21 protein-coding genes and 1 pseudogene are annotated in these 25,428 nt (G+C 69.7%); 15 read left to right on the top strand and 7 right to left on the bottom strand.

Features of this window, described 5'->3' with window-relative positions; genetic code table 11:
* The first annotated feature begins 3 nt into the window (after positions 1-3).
* Both ACXIZN_RS20115 and ACXIZN_RS20110 read left to right on the top strand, forming a co-directional pair.
* Positions 4-747, top strand: a complete 744-nt coding sequence (locus ACXIZN_RS20115) for a DUF742 domain-containing protein (RefSeq protein WP_457956209.1) — start codon at positions 4-6, stop codon at positions 745-747.
* A gap of 28 nt (positions 748-775) precedes the next feature.
* Positions 776-1,339, top strand: a complete 564-nt coding sequence (locus ACXIZN_RS20110; RefSeq protein ID WP_007033694.1) for a GTP-binding protein — start codon at positions 776-778, stop codon at positions 1,337-1,339.
* Between the two features lie 37 nt (positions 1,340-1,376).
* Here ACXIZN_RS20110 and ACXIZN_RS20105 read toward each other — a convergent pair whose 3' ends face one another.
* The 3 genes from ACXIZN_RS20105 to ACXIZN_RS20095 all read right to left on the bottom strand — a co-directional run bounded on the left by ACXIZN_RS20105 (position 1,377) and on the right by ACXIZN_RS20095 (position 3,066).
* The gene (locus ACXIZN_RS20105) at positions 1,377-1,934 is read right to left on the bottom strand and encodes a dihydrofolate reductase family protein (RefSeq protein WP_457956208.1); all 558 of its coding nucleotides are present in this window, start codon (positions 1,932-1,934) and stop codon (positions 1,377-1,379) included.
* Positions 1,935-2,081: 147 nt separating this feature from the next.
* Positions 2,082-2,735 (bottom strand): DUF899 domain-containing protein, encoded by a 654-nt coding sequence (locus tag ACXIZN_RS20100; protein ID WP_457956207.1) that lies wholly within the window; start codon positions 2,733-2,735, stop codon positions 2,082-2,084.
* On the bottom strand, positions 2,728-3,066 hold the full coding sequence (locus ACXIZN_RS20095; protein WP_457956206.1) for an ArsR/SmtB family transcription factor: 339 nt from the start codon (positions 3,064-3,066) through the stop codon (positions 2,728-2,730). Before ACXIZN_RS20095 ends, ACXIZN_RS20100 begins: the two co-directional genes overlap by 8 nt.
* A 135-nt stretch (positions 3,067-3,201) precedes the next feature.
* Between ACXIZN_RS20095 and icmF the strand changes: the two genes are divergently transcribed.
* The 3 genes from icmF to ACXIZN_RS20080 are packed head-to-tail and all read left to right on the top strand — an operon-like array spanning position 3,202 to position 8,312.
* Positions 3,202-6,438 (top strand): fused isobutyryl-CoA mutase/GTPase IcmF, encoded by a 3,237-nt coding sequence (gene icmF, locus ACXIZN_RS20090; protein WP_457956205.1) that lies wholly within the window; start codon positions 3,202-3,204, stop codon positions 6,436-6,438.
* A 42-nt stretch (positions 6,439-6,480) separates the two neighbouring features.
* Entirely contained in the window at positions 6,481-7,326 is an 846-nt protein-coding gene (locus ACXIZN_RS20085; RefSeq protein ID WP_457956204.1) for an LLM class F420-dependent oxidoreductase, read from the top strand.
* Positions 7,323-8,312, top strand: coding sequence for a TIGR03557 family F420-dependent LLM class oxidoreductase (locus ACXIZN_RS20080; protein ID WP_034322416.1), 990 nt, complete (start codon positions 7,323-7,325; stop codon positions 8,310-8,312). The genes ACXIZN_RS20085 and ACXIZN_RS20080 overlap by 4 nt, the downstream gene beginning before the upstream one ends.
* Before the next feature lie 323 nt (positions 8,313-8,635).
* On the opposite strand, the gene kstR is transcribed toward ACXIZN_RS20080, so the two are convergent.
* On the bottom strand, positions 8,636-9,283 hold the full coding sequence (gene kstR, locus ACXIZN_RS20075; protein ID WP_038523880.1) for a cholesterol catabolism transcriptional regulator KstR: 648 nt from the start codon (positions 9,281-9,283) through the stop codon (positions 8,636-8,638).
* Positions 9,284-9,428: 145 nt separating this feature from the next.
* Here kstR and ACXIZN_RS20070 point away from each other — a divergent pair, with 145 nt between their 5' ends.
* The 3 genes from ACXIZN_RS20070 to ACXIZN_RS20060 all read left to right on the top strand — a co-directional run bounded on the left by ACXIZN_RS20070 (position 9,429) and on the right by ACXIZN_RS20060 (position 15,569).
* Positions 9,429-11,504, top strand: coding sequence for an acyl-CoA dehydrogenase family protein (locus tag ACXIZN_RS20070; RefSeq protein ID WP_457956203.1), 2,076 nt, complete (start codon positions 9,429-9,431; stop codon positions 11,502-11,504).
* Between the two features lie 115 nt (positions 11,505-11,619).
* The gene (locus tag ACXIZN_RS20065) at positions 11,620-14,385 is read left to right on the top strand and encodes a DEAD/DEAH box helicase (RefSeq protein WP_457956202.1); all 2,766 of its coding nucleotides are present in this window, start codon (positions 11,620-11,622) and stop codon (positions 14,383-14,385) included.
* Positions 14,385-15,569 carry an SWIM zinc finger family protein gene (locus ACXIZN_RS20060; RefSeq protein WP_457956201.1) on the top strand — a complete coding sequence of 395 codons (1,185 nt, stop codon included), beginning with the start codon at positions 14,385-14,387 and terminating at the stop codon, positions 15,567-15,569. The genes ACXIZN_RS20065 and ACXIZN_RS20060 overlap by 1 nt, the downstream gene beginning before the upstream one ends.
* A gap of 310 nt (positions 15,570-15,879) precedes the next feature.
* Here the strand turns inward: ACXIZN_RS20060 and ACXIZN_RS20055 are convergent, their stop codons facing one another.
* Positions 15,880-17,124: an alpha/beta hydrolase fold domain-containing protein gene (locus ACXIZN_RS20055; protein ID WP_457956200.1), complete on the bottom strand. Its 1,245-nt coding sequence runs from the start codon at positions 17,122-17,124 to the stop codon at positions 15,880-15,882.
* Positions 17,125-17,190: 66 nt separating this feature from the next.
* Between ACXIZN_RS20055 and ACXIZN_RS20050 the strand changes: the two genes are divergently transcribed.
* The 7 genes from ACXIZN_RS20050 to ACXIZN_RS20020 all read left to right on the top strand — a co-directional run bounded on the left by ACXIZN_RS20050 (position 17,191) and on the right by ACXIZN_RS20020 (position 24,026).
* Positions 17,191-18,582, top strand: a complete 1,392-nt coding sequence (locus ACXIZN_RS20050; protein ID WP_457956198.1) for a WS/DGAT/MGAT family O-acyltransferase — start codon at positions 17,191-17,193, stop codon at positions 18,580-18,582.
* 87 nt (positions 18,583-18,669) lie between these two features.
* Positions 18,670-19,734 (top strand): acyl-CoA dehydrogenase family protein, encoded by a 1,065-nt coding sequence (locus ACXIZN_RS20045; protein WP_457956197.1) that lies wholly within the window; start codon positions 18,670-18,672, stop codon positions 19,732-19,734.
* A gap of 4 nt (positions 19,735-19,738) precedes the next feature.
* Positions 19,739-20,911, top strand: coding sequence for an acyl-CoA dehydrogenase family protein (locus ACXIZN_RS20040; RefSeq protein WP_457956195.1), 1,173 nt, complete (start codon positions 19,739-19,741; stop codon positions 20,909-20,911).
* Positions 20,908-21,822: a bifunctional MaoC family dehydratase N-terminal/OB-fold nucleic acid binding domain-containing protein gene (locus tag ACXIZN_RS20035; protein ID WP_457956193.1), complete on the top strand. Its 915-nt coding sequence runs from the start codon at positions 20,908-20,910 to the stop codon at positions 21,820-21,822. The genes ACXIZN_RS20040 and ACXIZN_RS20035 overlap by 4 nt, the downstream gene beginning before the upstream one ends.
* Positions 21,819-22,214: a MaoC family dehydratase gene (locus ACXIZN_RS20030; RefSeq protein WP_457956192.1), complete on the top strand. Its 396-nt coding sequence runs from the start codon at positions 21,819-21,821 to the stop codon at positions 22,212-22,214. Before ACXIZN_RS20035 ends, ACXIZN_RS20030 begins: the two co-directional genes overlap by 4 nt.
* Positions 22,214-23,383, top strand: a complete 1,170-nt coding sequence (locus ACXIZN_RS20025) for a lipid-transfer protein (protein ID WP_457956191.1) — start codon at positions 22,214-22,216, stop codon at positions 23,381-23,383. The genes ACXIZN_RS20030 and ACXIZN_RS20025 overlap by 1 nt, the downstream gene beginning before the upstream one ends.
* A gap of 73 nt (positions 23,384-23,456) precedes the next feature.
* Positions 23,457-24,026 (top strand): DUF5134 domain-containing protein, encoded by a 570-nt coding sequence (locus ACXIZN_RS20020; RefSeq protein WP_457956190.1) that lies wholly within the window; start codon positions 23,457-23,459, stop codon positions 24,024-24,026.
* A gap of 263 nt (positions 24,027-24,289) precedes the next feature.
* Here ACXIZN_RS20020 and ACXIZN_RS20015 read toward each other — a convergent pair.
* Positions 24,290-24,526, bottom strand: a pseudogene (locus tag ACXIZN_RS20015) (riboflavin kinase); the annotation flags it as partial.
* A 101-nt stretch (positions 24,527-24,627) separates the two neighbouring features.
* The gene (locus ACXIZN_RS20010) at positions 24,628-25,377 is read right to left on the bottom strand and encodes a class I SAM-dependent methyltransferase (RefSeq protein WP_457960562.1); all 750 of its coding nucleotides are present in this window, start codon (positions 25,375-25,377) and stop codon (positions 24,628-24,630) included.
* Between the last annotated feature and the right edge of the window lie 51 nt (positions 25,378-25,428).

Here is a 25,428-nt window from a genome sequence, read left to right as displayed (position 1 = left end):
CCGATGAGCACCGGGTCCGGATCCTTCGGCGAACCGCCGGGGACGGGTGAACACCAGCCTCCGCACGCGGGGGCTGCCAATGCCGCCGGTTCACGGGACGACGGCACCTTCGCCGACGTCCTGAACGGGTTCACCCTGGATTCGGGACGTGGTCGTCGGAAGCGCAAGAAGAACAAGCACCCTCAGGATTCCCAGGCGGGCGGAGCACCCGCCGGGGAATCGGCAGTCCCGCAGCCGACCGATCAAGGAGACCGCGTGACCTCACTTGCTTCTCCACCCGACAGCGGCGCAGGTGCCGTCGGGCCGAGACCAGGTGGTCTTTTCGACCCGGGTCCACCCAGTGGCGAGTTCATCATGCCCGCCGTCTTCGAGCAGGCGCCGTCGCCGCTCGAGGAGACGGCGATCGTCCGTCCCTATGCCCTCACCGGGGGCCGGACCAAGGCGAACTACGCTCTCGAGCTGGAGACCCTCATCTCCACCAAGGACCACGTCGACTCGGGTAGCCTCCCCGCGATCGCCGCGGACCAGATCGAGTGCGTTTCGATCATCGAGGAGTGCCGCACCCCGCGTTCGGTCGCCGAGATCGCGGCGACCCTGCGCGTACCGCTGGGTGTGGCACGCGTGCTGATCAGCGACGCGGCGGACGCGGGGCTGGTCAGCGTGCACAAGACGATTTCGGGCAATGACGGCGCCGAGGCACATCTGGTGTTGATGGAAAGGGTTTTGAGTGGACTCCGTCGGCTTTAAGGCACCGCGGGAAACCGCGCCCCCGACCATGACATCCGCGAAGATCGTCGTGGCGGGTGGCTTCGGTGCGGGTAAGACGACCTTCGTCGGTTCGGTGTCGGAGATCGTCCCGCTCACCACCGAGGCGATGATGACGGACGCCAGTCGGGGGATCGACAACCTCGACCAGACGCCCAACAAATCGACCACCACGGTCGCGATGGACTTCGGCCGGGTCTCCCTGGACGCGGACCTGATCCTCTACCTGTTCGGCACGCCCGGGCAGCAGCGGTTCTGGTTCATGTGGGACGACCTCGTCCGCGGCGCGATCGGCGCCGTGGTGCTGGCCGACACGCGACGGCTGGCCGACTCGTTCGCGCCGATCGACTTCTTCGAGGACCGGGGCCTGCCCTACATCGTCGGGGTGAACACCTTCGACGGCATCCTCGAGCACGACATCAACGACGTGCGTGAAGCGCTGTCGATCGACCCCAACATCCCCATCGTCCGCTGCGACGCCCGGGAACGGGAGTCGACGAAGCAGACGCTGATCACGCTGGTCGAGTACGCGATGCGGCAGTGGATCGCCTTGCGCGCGAGCAACGCGAGGTGAACCTGACGGCGGCAGCGTAGGGGCTGCCGCCCGGGTTTCACTTCTTTTCGTAGGTCAGCAGTACCGCGCGCCCGTCCATCGTCCGGGTGCCGGTCAGCCGCAGGTCCGTGCGCACTCCGCCGGCGAACACCTGCTTGCCGCCGCCGAGCACCACCGGGTGCACGACGATGTGGAACTCGTCGATCAGGCCGTGGTCGGCGACCGCGGTGGCCAGTTCGGCCCCGCCCATCAGCAGCAGATCCTTGCCGGGCCCGTCCTTGAGTTCGGCCACGCGTGCGGCGAGGTCGCCGCCGATCACCTCGGTGTTCCAGTCCGCCTTCTCCAGCGTCCGGGAGAAGACGATTTTCGGCGTCTTCCGCCAGATCGGCGCGTACTCGAGATCGTGCGGGTGGTCCGAGATCTCTTCCGCCTGCGGCCAGTACGACGACATCATGTCCCAGACCCGCCGTCCGTAGAGGAGGGTGTCGGCGCGGTCGGTGAGCTCCTGCGAGTGGGCGGACAGCTCCGGGCCCATCTCGGCCCAGTCGAACTCGCCGCCCGGGCCTTCGATACGGCCGTCGAGCGAGGTGTGGACGGCGTAGACGAGCTTGCGCATGGCTTGATCCCTCCGGTGTGGCGCCCGCCTTCCGGGCGCCGGACACCGAGGGGTCGGAGCGGCCGCGGGGTTCTCGACATGCCCTCACGCGTTTAGTCCTCTGGATGCGCCCCCAGGGTGCATCCAGAGGACTAAATGCATGGCGGCTCAGTACTCGTCGTGCCGCTTCCACCAGTGCCCGGGGCCGTCGGTCCCGCGGCCGGACTCCTCCCAGGCCTCCTGCCGCCCGAGCGGCGTCAGGTCGAGGTAGCGCAGCGTCCCCACCAGCTGATCTCCACCGCGTCCGGTGGTGAAGTACGTCCGGAACACGTCGTCGCCGTCGCGCAGGAAGACGCTGACGCCGAAACCGCCGTCGATGCCGCAGGCCGGGTTGAACCCGCCGACGGTCGAGACCCACGGGACGGTCCAGCCCATCCGCTCCTTGTACCGCTCGATCTCGGGCAGGGTCGCCGGCGCGACCACGTACAGCGTGGTGTCGCGGGCATGCAGGTGCGCGAGGTGGCCGATGTTGTCCACGAGCATGGAGCAGCCGGGGCAGCCCGCCTTCTGCCCGGGGGCGAGCATGAAGTGGTAGACGATCAGCTGACGGCGTCCCTCGAACAGGTCGAGGAGGGTGACCCGGCCCTGGGGGCCTTCGAACTCGTATGTGCTGTCGAAGCGGACCATCGGCAGCCGCCGCCGCTCGGCGGCGATCGCGTCCGCGGCGCGGGTGAGCTCCTTTTCCTTGGCCAGCAACGCGTCTCGGGCGATCTGCCAGTCGGCCGCCGAGACGACTTCCGGCAGGGTGACGGTCTCAGTCATGGTGTTCGCCTTTCCTCAGTTCCGCGAGATGTTCTTCCATGCGGTCGAAACCGCCTTCCCAGAAGCGCCGGTACCGCTCGACCCACTCGGAGACGTCGCCGAGCGGCGCGGCCTCCAGCCGGCAGGGCCGCCATTGCGCGGTCCGGCCCCGGCTGATCAAGCCCGCGCGCTCGAGGACCTTGAGATGTTTGGAGATGGCCTGGAGGCTGACCGGAAAGGGTTCGGCCAGCTCGTTGACGCTGGCCTCGCCGGTGGCCAGCCGGGCGAGGATCGCCCGCCGGGTGGGGTCCGCCAAGGCGGCGAACGTGGCGCTGAGCTGATCAGTGGTCATCGCTGCTCAATCAATCGGTTGTTTAACCCTTGGGTTGAATATACTGGTGCCCGTCGTTCTGTCAAGGACGAGTGAGAGCGCCATCACGCGAGTGGATGGGTTTAAAACAGTAGGAAGTCCAAGTATTTTGGAGGGATGAGCAGCGACCTGCACCGGCCCCTGAACCCCGTTCGTTTCGTGACGGCGTCGAGCCTCTTCGACGGGCACGACGCGTCCATCAACATCATGCGGCGCATCCTGCAGTCGCAGGGCGCGGAGGTCGTGCACCTCGGGCACAACCGGTCGGTCGACGAGGTCGCCACCGCGGCCATCGCCGAGGACGTCCAGGGCGTGGCCATCAGCGCGTACCAGGGCGGGCACGTCGAGTACTTCAGCTACCTGGTCGAGCTGCTCAACGAGCGCGGCGCGGGGCATATCAAGGTGTTCGGCGGCGGTGGCGGGGTCATCGTCCGCGAGGAGATCGACCTGCTGCACTCGCGAGGAGTGGCGCGGATCTTCTCGCCGGAGGACGGCTACGAGATGGGCCTCCCGGGCATGATCAATCTGATGATCAAGGCCTGCGACACGGACCTGTCCGCGCAGTCGCCCGGCTCGCTGGACAAACTGCTTTCGGGTGACATCCCGGCGCTGTCGCGGGTCATCACGCAGCTTCAGCGCGAGGCGCTGCCGCAGGACGCGCTCGCCAAGATCACCGAGGCCGCCAAGTCGCGGACGGTGCCGGTGCTCGGCATCACCGGGACCGGTGGTTCCGGCAAGTCGTCGCTCACCGACGAGCTGATCCGCCGGTTCCGGCTGGACCAGGAGGACAAGCTCCGCATCGCCGTGCTCGCCGTCGACCCGTCGCGCCGCAAGGGCGGGGGCGCGCTGCTCGGGGACCGCATCCGGATGAACTGCCTCGACGGCAGCCCGGTCTACTTCCGTTCCCTCGCCACGCGGACCACCAGCGGCGAGATCCCCACCGGCCTCTCCGAGTCCATCCTCGCGTGCAAGGCCGCCGGGTTCGACCTCGTGATCGTCGAGACGCCCGGTATCGGCCAGGGCGACGCCGGCATCGTCGACTACGTGGACCAGTCGCTGTACGTCATGACGCCGGAGTTCGGTGCTGCCTCGCAGCTGGAGAAGATCGACATGCTCGACTTCGCCGACGCGGTGGCGATCAACAAGTTCGAGCGCCGCGGCGCCGAGGACGCCCGCCGCGACGTCGCGCGCCAGCTCGTGCGCAACCGCGAGGCGTTCAGCTCCTCGCCCGAGGACATGCCGGTCTACGGCACCAGCGCCGCGAAGTTCAACGACGACGGCGTCACCGCGCTCTACCAGCACCTGCGCGACACCCTCGCCGAGCGTGGCCTGACCGTCTCGCCCGGGGTGCTCCCGAAGGTCGAGGGCAAGGTCTCCACCGACGCCAGCACGATCATCCCCGCCAACCGGACGCGCTATCTCGCGGAGATCTCCGAGACCGTCCGCGGCTACCACGCCAAGACCGAGCAGCAGGTCGCCGCGCTGCGCAAACGTGAACACCTCGCCGCCGCCAAGGAGGCGCTGGCCGCCGTCGACGCGAGCACCGACGCGCTCGACGGGCTGCTCGCCGCCGCGGAGTCCGATGTGGACGGTGAGTCGACGAACCTGCTGGCCCGCTTCCGGGAACTGGCCGAGTCATACCGTGCCGACGAGCTGGTCGTGAAGATCCGTGACAAGGAACTGCACACCCAGCTCTGGCGCGACACGCTGTCCGGCAACCGGATCCCGCGGGTGGCGCTGCCGCGCTACACCGAATCCGGCGAGCTGCTGTCGTTCCTGCGCCGCGAGCACCTTCCCGGTTACTTCCCTTACACCGCGGGCGTTTTCCCGTTCAAGCGCGAGGGTGAGGACCCGGCGCGCATGTTCGCCGGCGAGGGCGACCCGTTCCGGACCAACAAGCGGTTCAAGCTCCTGTCGGCCGACTCCGACGCGAAGCGCCTTTCGACCGCCTTCGACTCCGTGACGCTGTACGGGCACGACCCGCACACCCGCCCCGACATCTACGGCAAGGTCGGCACCTCGGGCGTCTCGATCGCGACGCTGGAGGACATGAAGGTGCTCTACGACGGCTTCGATCTGACCTCACCGAGCACTTCGGTGTCGATGACGATCAACGGGCCGGCGCCGACCATCCTCGCGTTCTTCCTCAACACCGCGATCGACCAGCGGATGGCGGCGTTCAAGGCCGAGCACGGCCGCGAGCCGTCCGAAGCCGAGGCCGCCGAACTGCGCGAATGGGCGCTGCGCAACGTCCGCGGCACCGTGCAGGCGGACATCCTCAAGGAGGACCAGGGGCAGAACACCTGCATTTTCTCCACCGAGTTCAGCCTGCGCATGATGGCCGACATCCAGGAATGGTTCATCGAGCACGGCGTCCGGAACTTCTACTCGGTGTCGATCTCCGGCTATCACATCGCCGAGGCCGGGGCGAACCCGATCTCGCAGCTGGCGTTCACCCTGTCGAACGGTTTCACCTACGTCGAGAGCTACCTCGCGCGCGGGATGAACATCGACGACTTCGCGCCGAACCTGTCGTTCTTCTTCTCCAACGGCATGGACGCCGAATACTCGGTGCTGGGCCGGGTCGCGCGCCGGATCTGGGCGGTCGCGATGCGGGAACGCTACGGCGCCAACGAGCGTTCGCAGAAGCTCAAGTACCACGTGCAGACCTCGGGCCGGTCGCTGCACGCGCAGGAGATGAGCTTCAACGACATCCGCACCACGCTGCAGGCGCTGTGCGCGCTGTACGACAACGCGAACTCCTTGCACACCAACGCCTTCGACGAGGCGATCACGACGCCGTCGGAGAGCTCGGTGCGGCGCGCGATGGCCATCCAGATGATCATCAACAAGGAGTGGGGCCTGTCGAAGAACGAGAACCCGTTGCAGGGCTCGTTCATCATCGACGAGCTGACCGATCTGGTCGAAGAGGCCGTGCTGCTGGAGTTCGACCGGATCTCCGAACGCGGCGGCGTGCTGGGCGCGATGGAGACCGGCTACCAGCGCGGCAAGATCCAGGACGAGTCGATCCTCTACGAACGCCAGAAGCACGACGGCACGCTGCCGATCATCGGCGTCAACACCTTCCGCAACCCGAACGGCGGCGAGGACGACGTCGAGGTCGAACTCGCGCGGGCGACCGAGGACGAGAAGCGCTCGCAGCTGGAGCGGCTCGAGGACTTCCAGCGCAGGCACCAGGCCGAGGCGCAGGTCGCGCTCAAGACGCTGCGCGAGGCCGCGACCCGGGGCGGAAACCTGTTCGGTGTGCTGATGGACGCGGCGCGGGTGTGCTCCCTCGGCCAGATCACCGAGGCGTTCTTCGAGGTGGGCGGGCAGTACCGGCGTAACGTCTAGCGGGCGGGAATATCGCGGTGCGTGCCCGGGTAGTTGCTGGGCATGGAGATCGGAATCGCCACCTTCATCACCGATGAAGGCATCAGGCCGGACGTCCTCGCCGCGGCCGCCGAAGAGCGCGGGTTCAGCTCGCTCCACATCGCGGAGCATTCGCATATCCCGGTCAGCCGGGAAACGCCGTATCCGGGCGGTGGCGAGCTGCCGCACGTGTACTACCGGACCCTCGACCCGTTCGTCGCGCTGACGGCGGCCGCCGGGGCCACGTCGAAGCTGAAGCTGGGGACGGGCGTCGCGTTGCTGCAGCAGCGCGACGTCATCCACACGGCGAAAGAGGTCGCTTCGCTGGACCTGGTCTCGCGGGGCCGGTTCGTCTTCGGTGTCGGCGTCGGGTGGAACCGGGAGGAAATGCGCAATCACGGCACGGATCCGCGCACCCGCGGCGCGCTCGTCGACGAGCAGCTCGCCGCCCTGAAGGAGATCTGGACGAAGGACGAGGCCGAATTCCACGGCGAGCACGTCGACTTCGACCCGATCTTCGCGTGGCCGAAGCCGGTGCAGAAACCGCATCCGCCCATCTACATCGGCGGCGCCGGGCAGAAGGCGATGGAGCGGATCGCCAAGTACGGCGACGGCTGGCTGCCGCACGCCTACACCCCGCCGGAGGAGCTTCGCCGGGCGCGGCAGTGGCTGGCCGACCAGGGCCGTAGTGACATCACGTTCTCCGCCTTCGGCGCCACTCCGGAAGAGGACGCGCTGGGCAGGCTCGCCGAGGGCGGCGTCGACGAGGCGACGCTCTTCCTGCCGACCGAGCCCGAAGCGGCGACACTGGAACGACTCGACCAGTTCGCGAAGGTCGCCGAGAGCTTTCGAAAGGGGCAGCAGGCGTGACTGAGGTTCAAATCGGCTTGGCCGCGGCACTGGAGCAGTTCTCTCCGCGCGAGTCGATCCGGCTGGCGGCGCTGGCCGAACAGCACGGATTCTCCGGCCAGATGGCCGCCGACCACTTCCAGCCGTGGGTCCCTCAACAGGGTGAAGCGTCGTTCGTGTGGAGCGTGCTCGCGTCGTTGGCGGAGAACACCACCGGTGACCTCGGGCCGGGCGTGACCTGCCCGTCGTTCCGGCTGCACCCGTCGATGGTCGCGCAGGCCGCGGCCACGCTGGAGGCGACCTACCCGGGCCGGACCTGGCTCGGCATCGGCTCCGGCGAAGCGCTCAACGAGCACATCATCGGCGGCTACTGGCCCGAAGCGCCCGAGCGCGTGCGGCGGATGTTCGAGGCGCTCGAGGTCATCCGGAAGCTGTTCACCGGCAAGGACGTCAAGCACAGCGGTGAGTTCTTCAAACTGCACACCACCAGGCTGTGGACGCTGCCGGACGAGCCGCCGCCGATCTACATCGCGTCGGCGGGCCCGTACACCTCACGCAAGACCGGTGAGCTCGCGGACGGGCTGATCACGCCGGGCGCGTCGATCGAGAAGCTGGCGGGGATCCTCGACAACTTCGGCACCGGCGCGCGGAAGGCCGGCAAGGACCCGGACTCGATGCCGAAGCTGCTGCAGGTGCACCTGTCGTGGGCCGAGGACGACGAGACGGCGTGGGCCAACGCGCTCGACCAGTGGCCCAACGGCGGCATGAAGTTCCCGAAGGCCGACATCCGCTCGCCGTTCGACTTCGCGCAGATGGCCAAACTGGTGCGGCGCGAGGACTTCGAGGGGCGCATGGTCGTCTCGTCCGACCCGGACGTGCACCGCGCGGCGCTGCAGAAGTACGTCGACGCCGGGTTCAACCGGATCTACATCCACAACGTGGGGCGGAACCAGGACCAGTTCATCGAGACCTTCGGGCGGGACGTGCTGCCGAAGCTGACCGCCTGACCCGCCTCGACGGTTCCAGCCTCAGGTACCTATTGGCTTCCGGCCGCTGGTGATCTCCGGGCCTGGTCCGTGAAGGCATGAGGGTCTGGAGCCGGGCGTCGCGAGCCGGTGTCGCGAAAGCCACTTTCGGGACATCAGACGTCTCGAAAGTGGCTTTCGCGACATGATGACCAGGGCGGTGCCGGGCCCAGCCACGGCCGACGTTGCGAAAGCCACTTTTACAACCGGCCAAGCCCAGCACCCGGCAGAACCCCGGAACCGAGTGGGTCTGGTCTCGTGAGTGGTAAGGACGGTTCCACCCCGTCCTTACCACTCACGAGGTTTCAGACGTTCTTGTCCAGCAGCAGGTGCACCGACAGTTCCAGCCGGTTCGCGACGTCGGCCGCCGACGCGCGCCGCGTCACCCAGGCGACCAGATTCGCCATCCAGACGTCGGCGATGACGTGGAAGATGTCGCGATCGGCCTCGGTCGGGTCCTCGATGCCCATGGCCTTGGCGAACATGTTCTCCATCAGCCGCCCGACCTGCTCGACCTCGGCGGCGGCGGTCGTGTCGGCGAACATGAACGCGCGGACCATCGCCTCGGTGAGGTGCGGATCCCGCTGCATCAGCCGGGTGTTGCGGCCGAGGACGAACATCAGCCGTTCGCTCGGGGTGTCGCCGGGGATGGCCGCGCGGTCGAGTTTCTCCTGCGCGCGCTCGAACTCCCTGGCCAGTCCGGAAACCAGCAGGTGGATCTTCGAGGGGAAGTAGCGGTACAGCGTGCCGAGCGCGACGTCCGCCTTCTCGGCGACCGCCCGCATCTGGACCGCGTCGTAGCCGCCCTTCGCGGCGAGGGTGAGGGTCGCGTCGATGATGCGGCGCCGCCGGTCGCGTTGTGCCGCGGAGCCGAGTTCCTCGCCGCCCAGCGCGGAGAGACCATTGCCGCTGCGCGCCTTCGCGCTCGTGGGTGCCTTGGCCTTCCCTGGCATCGCCACGTCCCCCTTCGTCGGAACTTGTTCCACTTTCCTCACGTAGCGTACCTAAGCGGACGAACTGTTCAAGACGTGACCCACTGGGCAAGAAACTGTAACACGTTCTACACTCGCGGGTAGGTCCGGCGAGGAGGTCTCACCCGTGTCGATCGCGCTCACCGAAGAACAGGCGGCCCTGGCCGCGTCGATCCGGGCTTGGGCGGCTTCCGCCCGTCCCGTCGACACCGTCCGAAGTGGCCGGATCGCCGAGCCGCCATCGGGGCTGGCGGAACTCGGCTTGTTCGGCGTGGCGATTCCCGAAGACGTCGGCGGGGCGGGCGGCACGCTGGCCGATCTGGCCGCCGGGCTCGCCGAAGCGGCCGAAGCACTCGTGCCCGGTCCGGTCCTCGGGACCGCGTTGGGCGGCGCGTTGCTCGCGACGGTTCCCCAGGCCGCCAAGGAGATCCTGCCCGACCTCGCGGACGGGACGGAACGGCTGGCGGTGGTGCTCGGCGGCGCCTTCCGTATCGCGGATTCGGTGGTCGACGGCGAATCGGGCCCGGCTCTCGACGTACACCCGTCGGTGTGGACGCTGGTCTCGGACGGCCACGTCTCCGCGCTCATCCCACCCGGAGCGTCCGGAGTGGACATCGAGCCGGGCGAGCCGTTCGACGTCTCCCGGCCGGTCGGCCGGATCCGGTGCGTGAAGGTGCGGGCCGAAGCGGTTTTCGAGGCACTGCCGGTGGATTCCTACGCCGCCACACTCGGCGCCGCGGAGGCCGCGGGAATCGCTCGATGGTGTCTTCGGACCGCCGTCGAGTACGCGAAAGTACGGGAACAGTTCGGCCGTCCGATCGGGTCGTTCCAGGCGATCAAACATCTGTGCGCGGAAATGCTGTGCCGGGCCGAAGCGACCGACGCGCTCGCGTGGGACGCGGCGAGGGCGGCCGAAGACCCGGCGCAGCACGCCTTCGCGGCGGCGACCGCGGCGGCCTACGCGCTCGACGCGGCCGTGGCCAACGCGAAAGACTGCATTCAGGTCCTCGGCGGTATCGGATTCACCTGGGAGCATGACGCGCACTTCTACCTGCGGCGAGCTGTGGCCCTGCGGCAGTGGCTCGGCGGTTCGGCTCGCTGGCGTCGGCGCGCCGCCGAACTCGCGCTGCGCGGCGACCGCCGGACGTTGGGCGTCGACGTCGGTGAGGACGCCGGACTCCGTGACCTGGTAGGCGAAATCGCCGCCTTACCCGAGCCGGAGCGGCGGGTCGCACTGGCCGATTCGGGACTGCTGGCCCCGCATTGGCCAGCGCCGTACGGCAGGGGCGCCACCGCCGCCGAGCAGCTGCGGATCGACGCCGCGCTCGACGGCGCGGGTGTCCGCCGACCGGATCTGGTCATCGGCGGCTGGGCCGTGCCGACGTTGCTGGAACACGGCTCGGAAGAGCAGCGCGAACGGTTCGCCGCGCCCACGTTGCGCGGCGAGATCACCTGGTGCCAGCTGTTCAGCGAGCCCGAGGCGGGCTCCGATCTCGCATCACTCCGCACGACGGCCCGCCGCGTCGACGGCGGATGGCTGCTGAACGGCCAGAAGGTGTGGACCTCCCTCGCGCGCGAAGCCGATTGGGCGATCTGCCTGGCGCGCACCGATCCGGACGCGCCGAAGCACAAGGGGATCACTTACTTCCTGGTCGACATGACCGCCGGCGGGATCAGCACCCGTCCGCTGCGCGAGATCACCGGCGACGCCGTCTTCAACGAGGTGTTCCTCGACGATGTCTTCGTCCCGGACGAGATGGTGGTCGGGGAGGTCGACGGCGGCTGGCGGCTGGCGCGGACGACGCTGGCGAACGAGCGCGTGGCCCTCGGGAGCGGATCCGCGGTGGGGGAGGGCGTCGAGAAGCTGCTCGCCACGCTCGGCGAGGACGCCGATCGGGAGCGGCTCGGCGCGCTGATCGCCGACGGAAGCGCGTGTTCGGTGCTGGACCTGCGGGCGACGCTGCGGCGGCTCGACGGGCAGGACCCCGGCGCCGAGTCGAGTGTGCGCAAGCTGCTGGGGGTGCGGCATCGGCAGGCGGTGGCGGAGTTCGCGCTGGAGTCGCTCGGTGAGCGCGCCCTCGTGGACGGTGACCCGGCGCAGCACGAGTTCCTGCTGACCCGGTGCCTCAGCATCGCGGGCGGGACGACGCAGGTGCTGCTGTCGCTGACGGCGGAGCGGTTGCTGGGGCTGCCTCGGTCCTGAAAGTCCCTGTCACGCCCTTTTCGCGTGCCATGAAAGGTCCCTTCCTCGCCAAAGCTGCCAGGAAAGGACCTTTCACGGCACCGGCGACCGCGGGATGTCGGTCCCGTGCTCTAACGTGCGGGTCGTGGAGTTCGGCACAGGAACCCAGGCCACCTTCGTCCCCTCGGATCCCCCGCGGGACGGTGTGCTGGCGCTCTGGGGAGACGGCGTAGCGGGTGGCACCGCGATCGAACTCGTGCTGCCGGCGGGAAAGGTCTTCCGGCGCACGAAGGTCGACGCGGCACTCGTCCCGTTGTCGCGCGCGATTCCGCGGCTGCTGACCGCCGACGGCGACCTGAGCCCGGCCATCGCGGCGTGGTCGGCCGTCGCCGAAGCCGGGGTGAACCTCATCGCCCGCGGCAGGCTGCTGCCCGCCGCCTCACCCGGCGGGGTGGATTCGTGGCGGGTCGGGCCGCTCGACGTCGCCGACGAGGAGATGCTGCGCGGGCTCGCCGCCGCGCTGCCTCCCGAGGCGCACGCGCTGCCGTTGTCCGGGCTGAAACGGATCCGGCTGCATTCGCCGGAGTCGCTGATCCGCGCGCTCTGGGACGCCACGGCGGACGTGCTGGTCCGCACGCCCGCCGCGAGCGTCGCGGCGGGCGGCCCGGCGTTCGCCGCGGCCGAGCCGACGCTGGTCGGGCCGGACGGTGCCGCGTGGCTGGCGGAGCTGAGCGCCCGCCAGGCACAGGGCGCGCATCTCGTCCTGCGCATGGAGGTGCACGAGCCCGAGAACCCCGAGGAAGAGCCCACGTTCGCCGCCGTCCTCGCCGTGCGGAGCGCCGCCGACCCGAGCCTGATCGTCGAGGCGGCGACGCTGTGGGACGCGCCCGAAGCGGTGCTGGAACGGATGGGCGAGCAGGTCGAGACGCAGTTGCTGCTCGGCCTGCGCCGGGGCGCCAGGGCTTGGGCGCCGCTCGGCCGCATGCTCCAGTCGGCCGCGCCGACCGGGCTGACGCTGGAGTACGACGAGGTCGTCGACCTGCTGATCCACGGGGACGCGGCGCTCGGCGGCGCCGGCATCGAGGTGCAGTGGCCGAAGGACCTCTTCGCGGGCGAGCTCAAGGCGAAGGCGAGCGCGACGCAGGCACCCGGCAGTGTCACCGGGCCCGAGTTCACGCTCAAGAGCCTGCTGCAGTTCCGCTGGCGGCTCAGCCTCGGCGACGAAGACCTCACCGACGCCGAGGTCACCGCGCTCGCGGAGGCCAAGCGGCCGCTGGTGCGGCTGCGCGGGAAATGGGTCAAGGTCGACGCGCGCCTGCTCGCCAAGGTGCGCGCCCACCGCGCGAAGAAGCTGTCCGGGGCCGAGGCGCTGGCCGCGGCGCTCACCGGCGAACTGGAGCTGGACGGCGAAAAGGTCGAGTTCACCGCACCGTCGGCGGTGGCGGGGCTGCTCCAGCGGATCCGGGAAAGCGCGGCGGAACCGATCGAGCAGCCCGCGGATCTGAAGGCCACCCTGCGGCCCTATCAGAAGGCGGGTCTGGCTTGGCTTGCGACGATGACCGGGCTCGGTCTCGGCGCCTGCCTCGCCGACGACATGGGGCTCGGCAAGACGATCCAGCTCATCTCCCTGCACCTGCACCGCCGTCCCCTCGGCGAGGGCCCCACCCTGGTCCTGTGCCCGACGTCGTTGCTGGGCAACTGGGAACGTGAGTTCGCCCGGTTCGCGCCGGGCATCCCGGTACGCCGGTTCCACGGCGGCGGGCGGCATCTCGACGAGGTCGCGCCGGACGAGGTCGTGCTCGCCACGTACGGCGTCCTCCGCCGGGATCGCGAAGCACTGTCCGAAGTGGACTGGGGGATGATCGCCGCCGACGAGGCACAGCACGTCAAGAACCCGCTTTCGGTCACCGCCAAGGAGCTTCGGAGGATCCCGGCCGCCGCGAAGGTCGCGCTGACCGGGACCCCGATGGAGAACCGGCTCACCGAACTATGGTCCATCGTGGACTGGACGACGCCTGGGCTGCTCGGCTCGCTCGACGGGTTCCGCCGCAAGGTCGCCCGCCCGATCGAGCGCGACCGTGACGTCGCCGCCACCGAACGCCTCGCCACGACCGTGCGCCCGTTCCTGTTGCGCCGCAAGAAGACCGACCCGGACATCGCCCCCGAGCTCCCGCGCAAGACCGAGACCGACCGGTTCGTCCCGCTCACCGCCGAGCAGACGACGCTGTACGAGGCCGTGGTCCGGGAGAACCTCGCGATGATCCGCGAGCTCGACGGGGTGGCGCGACGCGGGCAGGTGCTCAAACTGCTCACCGAGCTCAAGCAGATCTGCAACCATCCGGCGCAGTACCTCAAGGAGCCGGGGGTGCTGCACGGCCGGTCCGGCAAGCTCGCCGCGTTCGAAGAGCTGCTCGACGTCATCCTCGACGAGGGCGACAGCGTGCTCGTGTTCAGCCAGTACGTCCAGTTGTGCCGTCTGCTGGAGAAACGCCTCGCCGAACGCGGGCTGCCGACGATGCTGCTATCCGGGTCGAGCACGCCCCAGGTCCGGGAGGACATGGTCGCCCGGTTCCAGGCGGGCGAGGTGCCGGTGTTCCTGCTCTCGCTCAAGGCGGGCGGTGTCGGGCTCAACCTGACCAAGGCCACCCACGTGATCCACTACGACCGCTGGTGGAACCCGGCGGTCGAGGACCAGGCCACCGACCGCGCGTACCGGATCGGGCAGGACCGGCCGGTCCAGGTGCACCGGCTGATCGCGGAGGGCACGCTCGAGGAGCGCATCGCCAGGGTGCTGGAGACCAAACGCGGCCTGGCGGACGCGGTCATCGGCGCGGGCGAGAACTGGATCACCGAACTGTCCGACGACGAGCTCGCCGATCTCGTCCGGCTCGGGGAGCCCTGATGCCCGGTGTGACAGGACGGAAACGGCGCACCTTCGGCAACACGTGGTGGGGCAAGGCGTGGGTCGAGGCCCTGGAGGAACGCGCCAAACTCGATCCGAACCGGCTGCCACGCGGGCGGACGTACGCGCGCAAGGGCACGGTCAGCAAGCTCGCGGTCGGCGCGGGCGAGGTGACGGCCTGGGTGCAGGGCAGCCGTGCCGTGCCGTACCGGGTGACCATCCACATGCGGGCGTTCACCGATTCGCAGTGGGGGAGCCTGCTCGGCATGGTCGGCTCCCGCCTAGGGCACGTCGCGGCCCTCCTCGACGGCGAGCTGCCCGGCGAACTGGCCGAGGACGCGCGAGCCGCCGGCGCGGACCTGCTGCCGGGTCCCGGAGATCTGCGCCCGAAATGCTCCTGTCCCGACAGCGCGAACCCCTGCAAGCACGTCGCCGCGGTGTACTACCTGGTCGCGGACGAGGTCGACGCCGATCCGTTCGTGCTGTTCCTGCTGCGCGGCAGGCCGAGGGAGGCCGTGCTGGCGGAGCTGCGGTCCCGCCGAGCCCCCGCGAGCACGCCGGGCAAACGGATGCGGGCCCCCGCCGCGCCCGGGGTGGACCCGAAACGCGCGTACACCCGTCGGATCGCCGCGCTCCCGCCGCGGCCGGCCGTCCCCGCCACGGTCGGGCCGCCCGCGGTCCTCGACCTCGATCCGCCGCATCGCACCGGCTGGAGCGGCGAGATGTTCGTCGAACTGGCGGCCGACGCCGCCGCGAGGGCCTGGGAACTGCTGGTCATGGGGCCCGAGCGCGAGGTGGAGCTGTCGTTCGAGGAGGACCTCGCTCGCCGGGCGGCGGCGAGCGACCCGGATGTGGTCGCCGAACTCGCCGAGGCGGCCGGGGTCACGGCGCGGGATCTGGCCCTGTGGGCACAGGCCTGGCGTGAGGCGGGCCGGGGCGGGATGGCGGTGGTCCGGGAGGCCTGGCGGCCCGGGCAGGCACCGCTCGCGCAGGCCAGGGCGGACCTCGCCGAATCGGGGCTGCCGGGGACGCCGAAGACCTGGCGGAACCGGATCACCCAGGGCGACCTGCAACTGCGCTACGGCCGGGACGAACGGTGGTACCGCTTCGTGCGCGACGGCGAAGGCTGGCGGGTCGACGGCCCGTCCTCCGCCCGTCCGACGGACGTGATCTACCCGCCCTGACCCTTCAGGCACCGGCCCGAAGTGATGTCGCGAAAGCCACTTTCGCGACGTCTGGTGTCCCGAAAGTGGCTTTNCCCTACGCCTCAACACCCGACCACGCCCTACACTCGGCCTCCTCACACCAGCACAAGCACTCGACAAAGCACTACTTGCAACAACCAGTTGAAACCGCCCCACTTTCGCGACGTCTGGTGTCCCGAAAGTGGCTTTCGCGACGCCCGGCGGGAGAGCGTTGGGGCAACCCGGACCCACGTGAGGGTCGCGCCGGCCCCGACTTTCGCAACCCTCACATCCCCACGACAACCGCCACTCACGCCCCGCTGGACCGCCGCCAGGTGCGATAGCTCCACTCGAGGAACCGTTCCACCCCGCGCACGACGTGGGCGCTGCGGATCGAGGGGAAGACGTCGAAGGCGTGCTGCGCACCGGAGATCTCCGCGTACGCGACCTCGCGCCGGGACTTGTCCCGCAGGCGCCGCACGAATTCGCGGGCCTCGCCCACCGGCACCAGCGAGTCGTGGACGCCGTGGATGACGAAGAACGGCGGCGCGTCCTCGGTGATCCGGTCCAGCGGTGACGCCGCGATGTAGTCGTCGAGGAAGTTCTCCGGGTCCCGGTCCGCCTCGAAGACGTGCCGGGCGATCAGCGTCTTGAGCCGGGCCTGGCTGGAGCGCCGCCCGCTGGTCGCGGCGAAGTCGTACACGCCGTAGTGCGGGGCGCACGCCTGGATGCTCGTGTCGGCTTCGGTGAAGCCGGGCTGCAACGCGGGGTCGTTCGCGGTCAGTGCCAGCAGCGCGGCGAGATGCCCGCCCGCGGAGCCACCGGTGACGGCGACGAACGACGGATCGCCGCCGTAGGACTCGGCGTTGTCCCGGATCCAGGCCAGCGCGCGTTTCGCCGCGACGATATGCGCGGGCCAGCGGGCGGCGGGGGAGAGCGGGTAGTTGATCGCGATGCAGATCCAGCCGCGTTTGGCCATGTGCAGCATCAGCGGCAGGCCCTGCTGGTCCTTGTTGCCGATCACCCAGGCTCCCCCGTGCACCTGCAGCAGGATCGGCGCGCCGGTGACCGGTTCGCGCGGGGCGTAGACGTCGAGCAGGAACCGTTTCCCGCCGGGCGCGTAGGCGATGTTGCGGATCCGGCGGACGTCGGGGTCGCGCATGCGGAACGGCATGGCCAGCTGGCCCCACGGCGTCGCGAGGTCGGTCGGGCTCGGCGGGTGCTCGAGTTCGTCGATGTAGGCCTTGCCGATGCCTTCGGTGAGCGCGGTCTCGATCTCGTCGCGGGCCCGCTGGGACTGCGCGATCAGGGTGCCGAGCCCGGCCGCGGACGCCGCCGCGAGGGCGAGCCCGGCCTTGCTCGACCCGCCCCGGTGCCGGGCGACATGCGCCGCCGCGTCGGCCGCGGTGAGCGCGAGCAGATGCGGTGCGAGCTCCCCGGTGAGCCAGCCCGCGAAGAACGCCGGGATCGCCGTACGCGCACCTCTCGGCGGCTTCAGCGCGTTCGCGGTGAGCGCGAGCTGGAGTGCCTGGCGGACGACGAAACTCGGGTGCATGGGCACCGATCCTACCGCCGGGTGACCGCCTAGAACGGGTTGCAAAGTTCACTTAAGGTGCTTCTCATGCAGAGATTGAGCGGTCTGGACGCGAGTTTCCTCTACCTGGAGACACCGGCCCAGGTGCTGCACATATGCGGGCTGCTCACCTTGGACGGTTCGACCATGCCCGGCGGCTACGATTTCGAGCGGTTCAAGGAGAAGCTGGCCGAACGGGTCGAGCTGATCCCGGCGTTCCGGCGCAAACTGCACAATCCACTCTGGAATCTGGCGCATCCGGTCTGGGTCGAGGACGAGGACTTCGACCTCGAAGCCCACGTTCACCGGATCGGCGTACCCGCTCCCGGTGACCGGCGGGAACTGGCCGAACTCTGCGCCCACATCGCGGGACAACGGCTGGACCGTACGCGGCCGCTCTGGCAGTTGTACGTCATCGAAGGCCTGGCCGGCGGCGAGGTCGCGGTCCTGTTGAAGATGCATCACGCCAGCGTCGACGGGGTCGGCGGCGCCAGCCTGATCAGCTACCTCGCCGGGCTCGAGCCGGACGCCCCGCCGCCGGAGGTCGCGAAGGACGAACGTGACAACGCGGGCGTTCCCGGCAGGCGCGCGCTGTTCGGCTCCGGGCTGACGTCGTTCGCGAAACGGCCGGTCGAGCTCGTGAAGCTGCTGCCCGATCTGCTCGAACTCGTACCGAGATGGCTGGGTAAAGCGTTGCAGGGCAAGGGAATGCCGGTCCCGTTCACGGCGCCGCGCACGTCGTTCAACGGGACGATCACCGCGCACCGCAGCGTCGCCTACGCCTCCCTCGACCTCGACGACGTCAAGCAGGTCAAGGACGCCTTCGGGGTCACCGTCAACGACGTCGTCCTCGCCGTGGTTTCCGGCGCGCTGCGGCAGTTCCTGCGCGACCGGGGCGAGCTCCCGGAGGATCCGCTGGTGGCGACCGTGCCGGTCTCGGTGCACGGCCGGACCGAACGCGAGCACGGCAGCAACAAGGTCTCGGCGTTCTTCGCGTCGCTGCCGACCCATCTCGACGATCCCGCCGCGCGATTGTTCATGCTGGCGGAATCCAACCGGCTGTCGAAGGACCATCACCACACCATCGACGCCGACATGCTCCAGGACTGGGCGCAGTTCTCGGCGGCGACGATGTTCGGCCTCGCGGTGCGCGCGTATTCCGCGCTGCGCCTGGCAGAACGGCATCCGGTGGTGCACAACCTGGTGGTCTCCAACGTGCCGGGGCCGCCGATGCCGCTGTACCTGCTGGGCTGCCGGGTCACCGGGCTCTACCCGCTCGGCCCGGTGTTCCACGGCGCCGGGCTCAACGTCACCGTGCTGTCCAACGCGGGCCGGGTCGACGTCGGCCTGCTCGGCGCCCGCGAACTCACCGGCGACCTGTGGCCGCTCGCCGACCACTTCCCCGACGCGCTCGCGGAACTGCTCAAAGCCACCTCCTAGATCCCACCCCTTGCCGTCACGGCTCCTTCCGGTTAAGACTAGAACAGGTTTCAATATTGTGCCCGTTCGCCCCGGTGAGGAGCCAGTGTGGACTTCCAGTTCGACGAGACGCAGACCGAGGTCACCGCGCTGGCCGCGCGCGTCCTGGGCAAGGAGCGCGAGCCCGCGGACACGTGGCGCGCGCTGGCCGACGCCGGCCTGCTCGCCCTTGCGCTGCCCGCCGAACTCGGCGGTGACGGGCTCGGCGTCGCCGAAGTCGCCTTGGTGCTGACCGAACTGGGGCGCGTCGCCTCGCCGACGCCCGCGCTGGCGTCATTGGCGTTCGGCGTCCTGCCGGTCACCGCGCTGGGCGGGCCCGATCAGCGCTCGGCGCTGCTCCCGCCGGTCGCCGCGGGCGAAGCCCTGCTCACCGCGGCACTGCACGAGCCTTCCGCGCCGTTCACCACCCGGCCCGCGACGGTCGCGGAGTCGGCCGGGGACTGGCGTCTCAGCGGCGTCAAGGTCGGCGTGCCGTTCGCGGCCGAGGCGAGCCGGATCCTGACCCCTGCCTCGATGCCGGGCGGCACCGGCGTCTTCCTCGTCGATCCCCACGCGGACGGCGTGACGCTGACGCCCACGAGAACCTCTTCCGGCACACCGGATTACACGGTGACGCTCGATTCGGTGACCGTCACCGACGCCGATCTCCTCAACGGGCACGGCCCCGGCGAGTCGATCGCGACACTGCACCGGTTCGCGCTCGCGGGCGCCGTGGCGTTCGGCGACGGGCTGCTCGCCGGCGCGCTCGCGCTGACCACGAAACACGTCGGTGAACGCGAGCAGTTCGGGCGTCCGCTGGCGGCGTTCCAGGCGGTGGCGCAACAGATCGCGGACGTCTACGTCGCCTCGCGGACGGTCCAGCTGGCCGCGCGGTCGGCGGTCTGGCGGCTCGCGGCGGGGCTCGACGCCGAGGCGGAACTCGACATCGCGGCCTACTGGCTGGCGGAGGAGGCGCCCGCGGCGCTGGCCGTCTGCCATCACCTGCACGGCGGGATCGGCGTGGACGAAACGTATCCGCTGCACCGGTTCTCGTCGGCGGTCAAGGATCTGGGACGAACGCTCGGCGGCGCCACGTATCGGCTGGCCGGCCTGGGCGAACTGGTGGCGGGGTGAACCGATGCTGATCGAACTGACCGCGGCGCAACACCAGTTGCGCTCCGAACTGCGAAAGTACTTCGCCGGACTGGTGAGCGCCGACGAGCGGCGCGCGATGCTGCGGGAGCGGCACGGACCGGTGTACCGCGAGATCGTGCGGCGGATGGGCCGCGACGGCTGGCTCGGTGTCGGCTGGCCGGAACAGTACGGCGGCCGGGGTTTCGGTGAGATCGAGCAGCACATCTTCGTCGACGAGGCCGCCCGCGCCGACGTCCAGCTGCCGTCGGTGACCTTGCAGACCGTCGGGCCCACGCTTCAGGCGTACGGCACCGAAGAACAGAAATCGCTGTTCCTGCCCAAGATTCTCGCCGGTGAAGTGCATTTCGCCATCGGCTACACCGAGCCCGACGCGGGCACCGACCTCGCCGCGCTGCGCACGACGGCGGTACGCGAGGGGGACGAGTACGTCGTCAACGGCCAGAAGATCTTCACCACCGGCGGGCATGACGCCGACTACATCTGGCTCGCCGTCCGCACCGCGCCGGACGCGCCGAGGCACAAGGGGATTTCGATCCTCATCATGGACACGCGCGATCCGGGCTATTCGTGGACGCCGATCATCACCTGCGACGGCGCGCACCACGTGAACGCCACCTACTACTCGGACGTCCGCGTGCCCGCGAACATGCTGGTGGGCAAGGAGAACGAGGGCTGGCGGCTGATCACCACCCAGCTGAACCACGAACGCGTCATGCTCGGCCCCGCCGGGCGGATCGGCGGTCTCCACGACCGCGTCCGCGACTGGGCGGCGTCCAGGAAGGCGCCGGACGGCACGCCGCTGCTCCAGCTGTCCGACGTCCGGGCCGTGCTCGCGGAAACCCTGGCGACCGCCCGGGTCAACGAACTGCTGAACTGGCAGGTCGCGGCGTCGTCGGCGAGCGGGCCGGTGGCGGTGGCCGACGCGTCGGCCACCAAGATCTTCGGTTCCGAACGCATCCAGCGGCTGGCGAGGAGACTGGAGGAGATCGTGGCGCGACACGGCGACCAGGCCGACGCCGAAACCGCGGAACTGGCGCTGTGGCTGGACGTGGTGGCCAAACGCAATCTGGTGCTCACCTTCGGCGGCGGGGTCAACGAGATCCAGCGCGAGCTGATCGCCACCGCCGGGCTCGGACTGCCGAGGGTGCCGCGATGAGCATCCAGGAAGCCGCCGAACGCATCGCCGCGCGCGGGGAATCCGCGCCCAGGGCCGCGCGCGACGCGGTCAACCAGGCGATGGTGAACAACTGGGTCGAAGCCATCGGTGACCGCAATCCGGTGTACGTCGACGAGGAGTTCGCCGCCAAAAGTGTCCACAAGGGACTCGTCGCGCCGCCCGCGATGGCGCAGGTGTGGACGATGGGCGGGCTGCACTGGACGAGGGCGTCGGACGACCCGCTCGGCGCCATGATGGAGGTGCTCGACGAAGCCGGGTTCACCTCGGTCGTCGCGACGAACTCCGAGCAGAACTACTTCCGCTATCTCCGCCACGGTGAACGGGTCGAAGCGACCGCGAAACTGGAAAGTGTCGTCGGGCCGAAGCGGACCGCGTTGGGCGAGGGCTGGTTCGTGACGACGAAGACCACCTGGTACGTCGGTGACGAAGCCGTCGCGGACATGGTGTTCCGGGTGCTGAAGTTCCGCCCGCCGGGCGCCGAACCCGCCAAGACGGCCGCGCCCGTGCTGCGGCCGGTGATCAGCAAGGACACCGAATTCTTCTGGTCGGGGCTGCGTGACGGGGAACTGCGGATCCAGCGGTGGGGCGAGACCCTGCGGCATCCGCCCGGCCCGATGCCGCCGGACGGCGACTTCGACGCGAAGCCGGACTACGTCGTGGCGTGCGGCCGGGGCACGGTCTACAGCTACGTGGTGCACCACCACCCGAAGGTGCCCGGCAAGGATCTGCCGTTCGTGGTCGCGCTCGTCGAGCTGGAGGAAGGGGTCCGGGTGATGGGCGAGCTGCTCGACGCCGATCCCGAATCCGTCCACATCGGACTCCCGGTGGAGGCGGCCTTCGTGAAGATCGACGAGGAACTGACGTTGCCCGCTTGGAGGGTCGCGCGATGAAGGACTGTTCGGTCGGCACCGAGCTGCCGCCGCTGAAGATCGAGGCCACCCACACGTTCGTGGTGAGCACCGCGCTGGCGACGCGGGATTTCCAGGACGTCCACCACGACCGCGACGCCGCCGTTCAGCGCGGGTCCAAGGACATCTTCCTCAACATCCTCACCGACACCGGCCTGGTGCAGCGGTTCGTCACCGACTGGGCGGGGCCGGAGGCGTTCGTGCGCTCGATCAAGATCCGGCTCGGCGTGCCCTGTTACGCCGACGACACGCTCACCTTCACCGGCCGGGTCACGGAACGGGACGGCGACGACGTGGTGGTCGCGGTGTCCGGTGTGGACAGTCTCGGTGAGCATGTGGTGGGCACCGTGGCGATCACGCTGGGAGGCGAGTGATGACCCTGTCCGGACGGGCGGCCATCGCCGGGATCGGTGCCACGGAGTTCTCGAAGGATTCCGGGCGCAGCGAGCTGCGGCTGGCGGCGGAAGCGGTTTCGAGCGCGCTGAAGGACGCCGGTCTCTCTCCGTCCGATGTGGACGGATTGGTGTCGTTCACCATGGACGGCAACAGCGAGATCGCCGTCGCGCGGGAACTCGGCATCCCCGAACTCAAGTTCTTCAGCCGGATCCACTACGGCGGCGGGGCCGCGGCCGCGACCGTGCAACAGGCCGCGATGGCCGTCGCGACCGGGGTCGCGGACGTCGTCGTCGCGTACCGGGCGTTCAACGAACGGTCCGGTATGCGGTTCGGTCAGGTGTCCTCGGCCGCGGCGGGGCAGGTGAACTCCTCCGGTGTCGACAACGCGTTCCACTACCCGATGGGGATCGCGACCCCGGCCGCGACCGTCGCCATGCTCGCCCGGCGGTACATGCACGAGTACGGCGCGACCAGCGAGGACTTCGGCCGGGTGGCCGTCGTCGACCGCGCCCGCGCGGCGACCAACCCCAAGGCCTGGTTCTATGGCAAACCGATCACGCTCGAACAGCATCAGGCCTCCCGCTGGGTCGCCGAGCCGTTGCACCTGCTGGACTGCTGCCAGGAGAGCGACGGCGGGGTCGCCCTGGTCGTCGTCAGCGCCGAGCGGGCGCGCGACCTGCCGCACCGGCCCGCCGTGATCGCGGCGGCAGCGCAGGGGAGCGGGCCGGACCAGTACGTGATGACCAGCTACTACCGCGACGATCTTCCCGCGCTGCCCGAAATGGGTGTGGTGGGGCGGCAACTGTGGGAGCAGTCCGGGCTGGGTCCGGGCGACATGGACCTCGCCGTGCTGTACGACCACTTCACCCCTTATGTCCTGATGCAGCTGGAAGAACTCGGCTTCTGCGGGAAGGGCGAGGCCAAGGACTTCATCGGCGGCGGCACCCTGGAACTCGACGGGAAACTCCCGCTCAACCCGCACGGCGGACAGCTGGGGGAGGCCTACATCCACGGGATGAACGGGATCGCCGAAGGTGTCCGGCAGCTCCGCGGCGACGCCGTCAACCAGGTCGACGGGGCGTCGCGCGTGCTGGTGACCGCCGGCACCGGCGTACCCACGAGCGGATTGGTCCTGACCGCGGGCTGACATCACCTCAATGCCCGATGGTGTACTAGAGCGGTACCTGCCACGGTGAAGGGGTTACCGGCCGGGAGGTGCCATGTCTGGACCAATCGTCGTCGCGTGGACCCTGACCGCGGTGTTCGCCGCGCTCGTCCTGCCCTGCGTGCTGAGACTCGTCCGCCTGGACTACGGCAGGCAGGGCGCGGCGGTCCGCAACGGCGACCTGGCCGAACTGCTGCTCGTCGTCGCGATGGTCGCGATGCTGTCCCCGGTCGGCGGCCCGATCCCGGCGGCGGGCTGGCAGGCGGTGCTGGCGCTGACCGCGGGCTGGTTCGCCGTCTCGTGGTGGAAGGGGCGGCGGTCGGGGCACGCTTCGTGCGGGCACCACGCCGTCTCCGCCACCGCGATGCTGTTCATGGTGACGTTCATGCCGCACAGTGACGTCACCCACGGTCCGTGGCTGGTGATGTCCGGCCCCGGCGCCACCTCGGCACTGTGGCTTTCGCTGATCTTCGGTGCCGTGGCCGCGTATTTCGCGGCGGACGCCGTGCGCGCCGGGGTGCTCGCGGCGCGGGGCGACGGGGGTTCCGGTCAGACGTCGCGGCGGGTGTGCCGGGTGATCATGGGGCTCGGCATGGGTTACATGCTGCTGGGCGCGGCGGTCTGACGGCTCAGGCGGCGGCCGGCATGTCCGTGCCGGGCAGGGCCGGATGCCGTGAAGGCCTCCTTACCTACCCTGAAGGTAGTGAAGGAGGCCTTCACGGCAAGGGCTGTTGTGAACGACCGTGCCTGACACAGGGGGCGTGTCGCGAAAGCCACTTTCGGGACACCAGACGTCGCGAAAGTGGGGCGGTTTCAACTGGTTGTTGCAAGTAGTGCTTTGTCGAGTGCTTGTGCTGGTGTGAGGAGGCCGAGTGTAGGGCGTGGTCNATGCGCCTCGACGAGCCGGTAGCCGTCCGCGCCGTAGTAGGTCGGCCGCCTGCCGACCGAGACCGCCGCCGCGATCCGGGTGCCGTCGGCGCGTTCGGCCCAGCCCGCCCACACTCCGTCGCCGACTTGGCCGTCTTGGTCGCGCAGCGCGATGTTGGCGGTCGGGAAGCCCAGTTCCCTGCCGCGCTGATCACCCTTCTCCACCTGGCCACGGACCACGAAGTACTCCGCCGTCATGCCGCTCCCGTCCCCTGCCGTCACGAAAGCCATGAATACCATGCCTCGCAGCCGGGGTCGACCGCCGTTCACGCCGCGGGAGACGTCCACTGTGTACTGAATCACGTGGTGACGAGCCGGTACCCCAGGTCGAGTTCCGTCCGGCCGAGCAGGCCGACGTGATGCCGGTGCCAATGCCCGTCCGCGAGATCGGCGCGCAGCCGCTCGACCGCCGTCGCGACGACGTTCCGGTCCAGCAGCGCCACCCCGGACATCCCCGCGCGCACGCGCTCGGACAGGTAGGCCTCCGGCCTGCGCCAATACGCGCCGAGAAACCCGTCGACGCAGTCCGACGGCACCGGCAGCGGAGCCACCGACGGCGTCCGCCCGGCCGCGGCCAGTTCCTCGACGACCCGGTCGAGACAGGCCAGCCTGCTTTCGTGTTCGGCGATCTCCGGCAGGTAGTCCCGCACCAGCCAGAACCGCGCGAACACCGCCTGATCCCAGGTCACGATCACCTGGCGGCGGGACACGCGCCGCAGCTCGGCCAGCCCGGCGGTCACGTCCGTCCAGTGGTGCACGGTCAGGACCGCCAGCGCGGCGTCGAAGGCATCGTCGGGGAAGGGCAGCTCTTCCGCGCACGCCTGCACGGCCGGGGCCGCGGTGGACGGACGCTGCGCGATCATCCGCCGCGACGGCTCGACGGCCACCACGTCGCGGTCTTCCGGCTCGTAGGAACCGGCACCGGCCCCGACGTTGACCACCGAGCGCGCGTCGCCGAGAGCGGCGGTGACGGCGGCCGCGATACGGGGATCCGGGCGTCTCGATCGCGCGTAGTCCCGGCCGAGTTCGGCATACGGGTCCGAGATCAAGGGGCGCACCTGCCCGAGTCTAGCCAGAGCCGCTACCTGCGGGAACGAGGA

Source organism: Amycolatopsis sp. TRM77291 (genome assembly GCF_054166285.1).
This window is presented reverse-complemented; position numbering and strand designations above follow the sequence as displayed.

What these genes read in the sequence shown, in the direction of transcription:
- ACXIZN_RS20025 (WP_457956191.1), top strand. Translation starts at nt 22,214, where the DNA reads ATGACCCTGTCCGGACGGGCGGCCATCGCCGGGATCGGTGCCACGGAG.
- ACXIZN_RS20095 (WP_457956206.1), bottom strand. Translation starts at nt 3,066, where the DNA reads ATGACCACTGATCAGCTCAGCGCCACGTTCGCCGCCTTGGCGGACCCC.
- ACXIZN_RS20085 (WP_457956204.1), top strand. Translation starts at nt 6,481, where the DNA reads ATGGAGATCGGAATCGCCACCTTCATCACCGATGAAGGCATCAGGCCG.
- icmF (WP_457956205.1), top strand. Translation starts at nt 3,202, where the DNA reads ATGAGCAGCGACCTGCACCGGCCCCTGAACCCCGTTCGTTTCGTGACG.
- ACXIZN_RS20035 (WP_457956193.1), top strand. Translation starts at nt 20,908, where the DNA reads ATGAGCATCCAGGAAGCCGCCGAACGCATCGCCGCGCGCGGGGAATCC.
- ACXIZN_RS20050 (WP_457956198.1), top strand. Translation starts at nt 17,191, where the DNA reads ATGCAGAGATTGAGCGGTCTGGACGCGAGTTTCCTCTACCTGGAGACA.
- ACXIZN_RS20105 (WP_457956208.1), bottom strand. Translation starts at nt 1,934, where the DNA reads ATGCGCAAGCTCGTCTACGCCGTCCACACCTCGCTCGACGGCCGTATC.
- ACXIZN_RS20030 (WP_457956192.1), top strand. Translation starts at nt 21,819, where the DNA reads ATGAAGGACTGTTCGGTCGGCACCGAGCTGCCGCCGCTGAAGATCGAG.
- ACXIZN_RS20040 (WP_457956195.1), top strand. Translation starts at nt 19,739, where the DNA reads ATGCTGATCGAACTGACCGCGGCGCAACACCAGTTGCGCTCCGAACTG.
- ACXIZN_RS20020 (WP_457956190.1), top strand. Translation starts at nt 23,457, where the DNA reads ATGTCTGGACCAATCGTCGTCGCGTGGACCCTGACCGCGGTGTTCGCC.
- ACXIZN_RS20100 (WP_457956207.1), bottom strand. Translation starts at nt 2,735, where the DNA reads ATGACTGAGACCGTCACCCTGCCGGAAGTCGTCTCGGCGGCCGACTGG.
- kstR (WP_038523880.1), bottom strand. Translation starts at nt 9,283, where the DNA reads ATGCCAGGGAAGGCCAAGGCACCCACGAGCGCGAAGGCGCGCAGCGGC.
- ACXIZN_RS20115 (WP_457956209.1), top strand. Translation starts at nt 4, where the DNA reads ATGAGCACCGGGTCCGGATCCTTCGGCGAACCGCCGGGGACGGGTGAA.
- ACXIZN_RS20110 (WP_007033694.1), top strand. Translation starts at nt 776, where the DNA reads ATGACATCCGCGAAGATCGTCGTGGCGGGTGGCTTCGGTGCGGGTAAG.
- ACXIZN_RS20060 (WP_457956201.1), top strand. Translation starts at nt 14,385, where the DNA reads ATGCCCGGTGTGACAGGACGGAAACGGCGCACCTTCGGCAACACGTGG.
- ACXIZN_RS20055 (WP_457956200.1), bottom strand. Translation starts at nt 17,124, where the DNA reads ATGCACCCGAGTTTCGTCGTCCGCCAGGCACTCCAGCTCGCGCTCACC.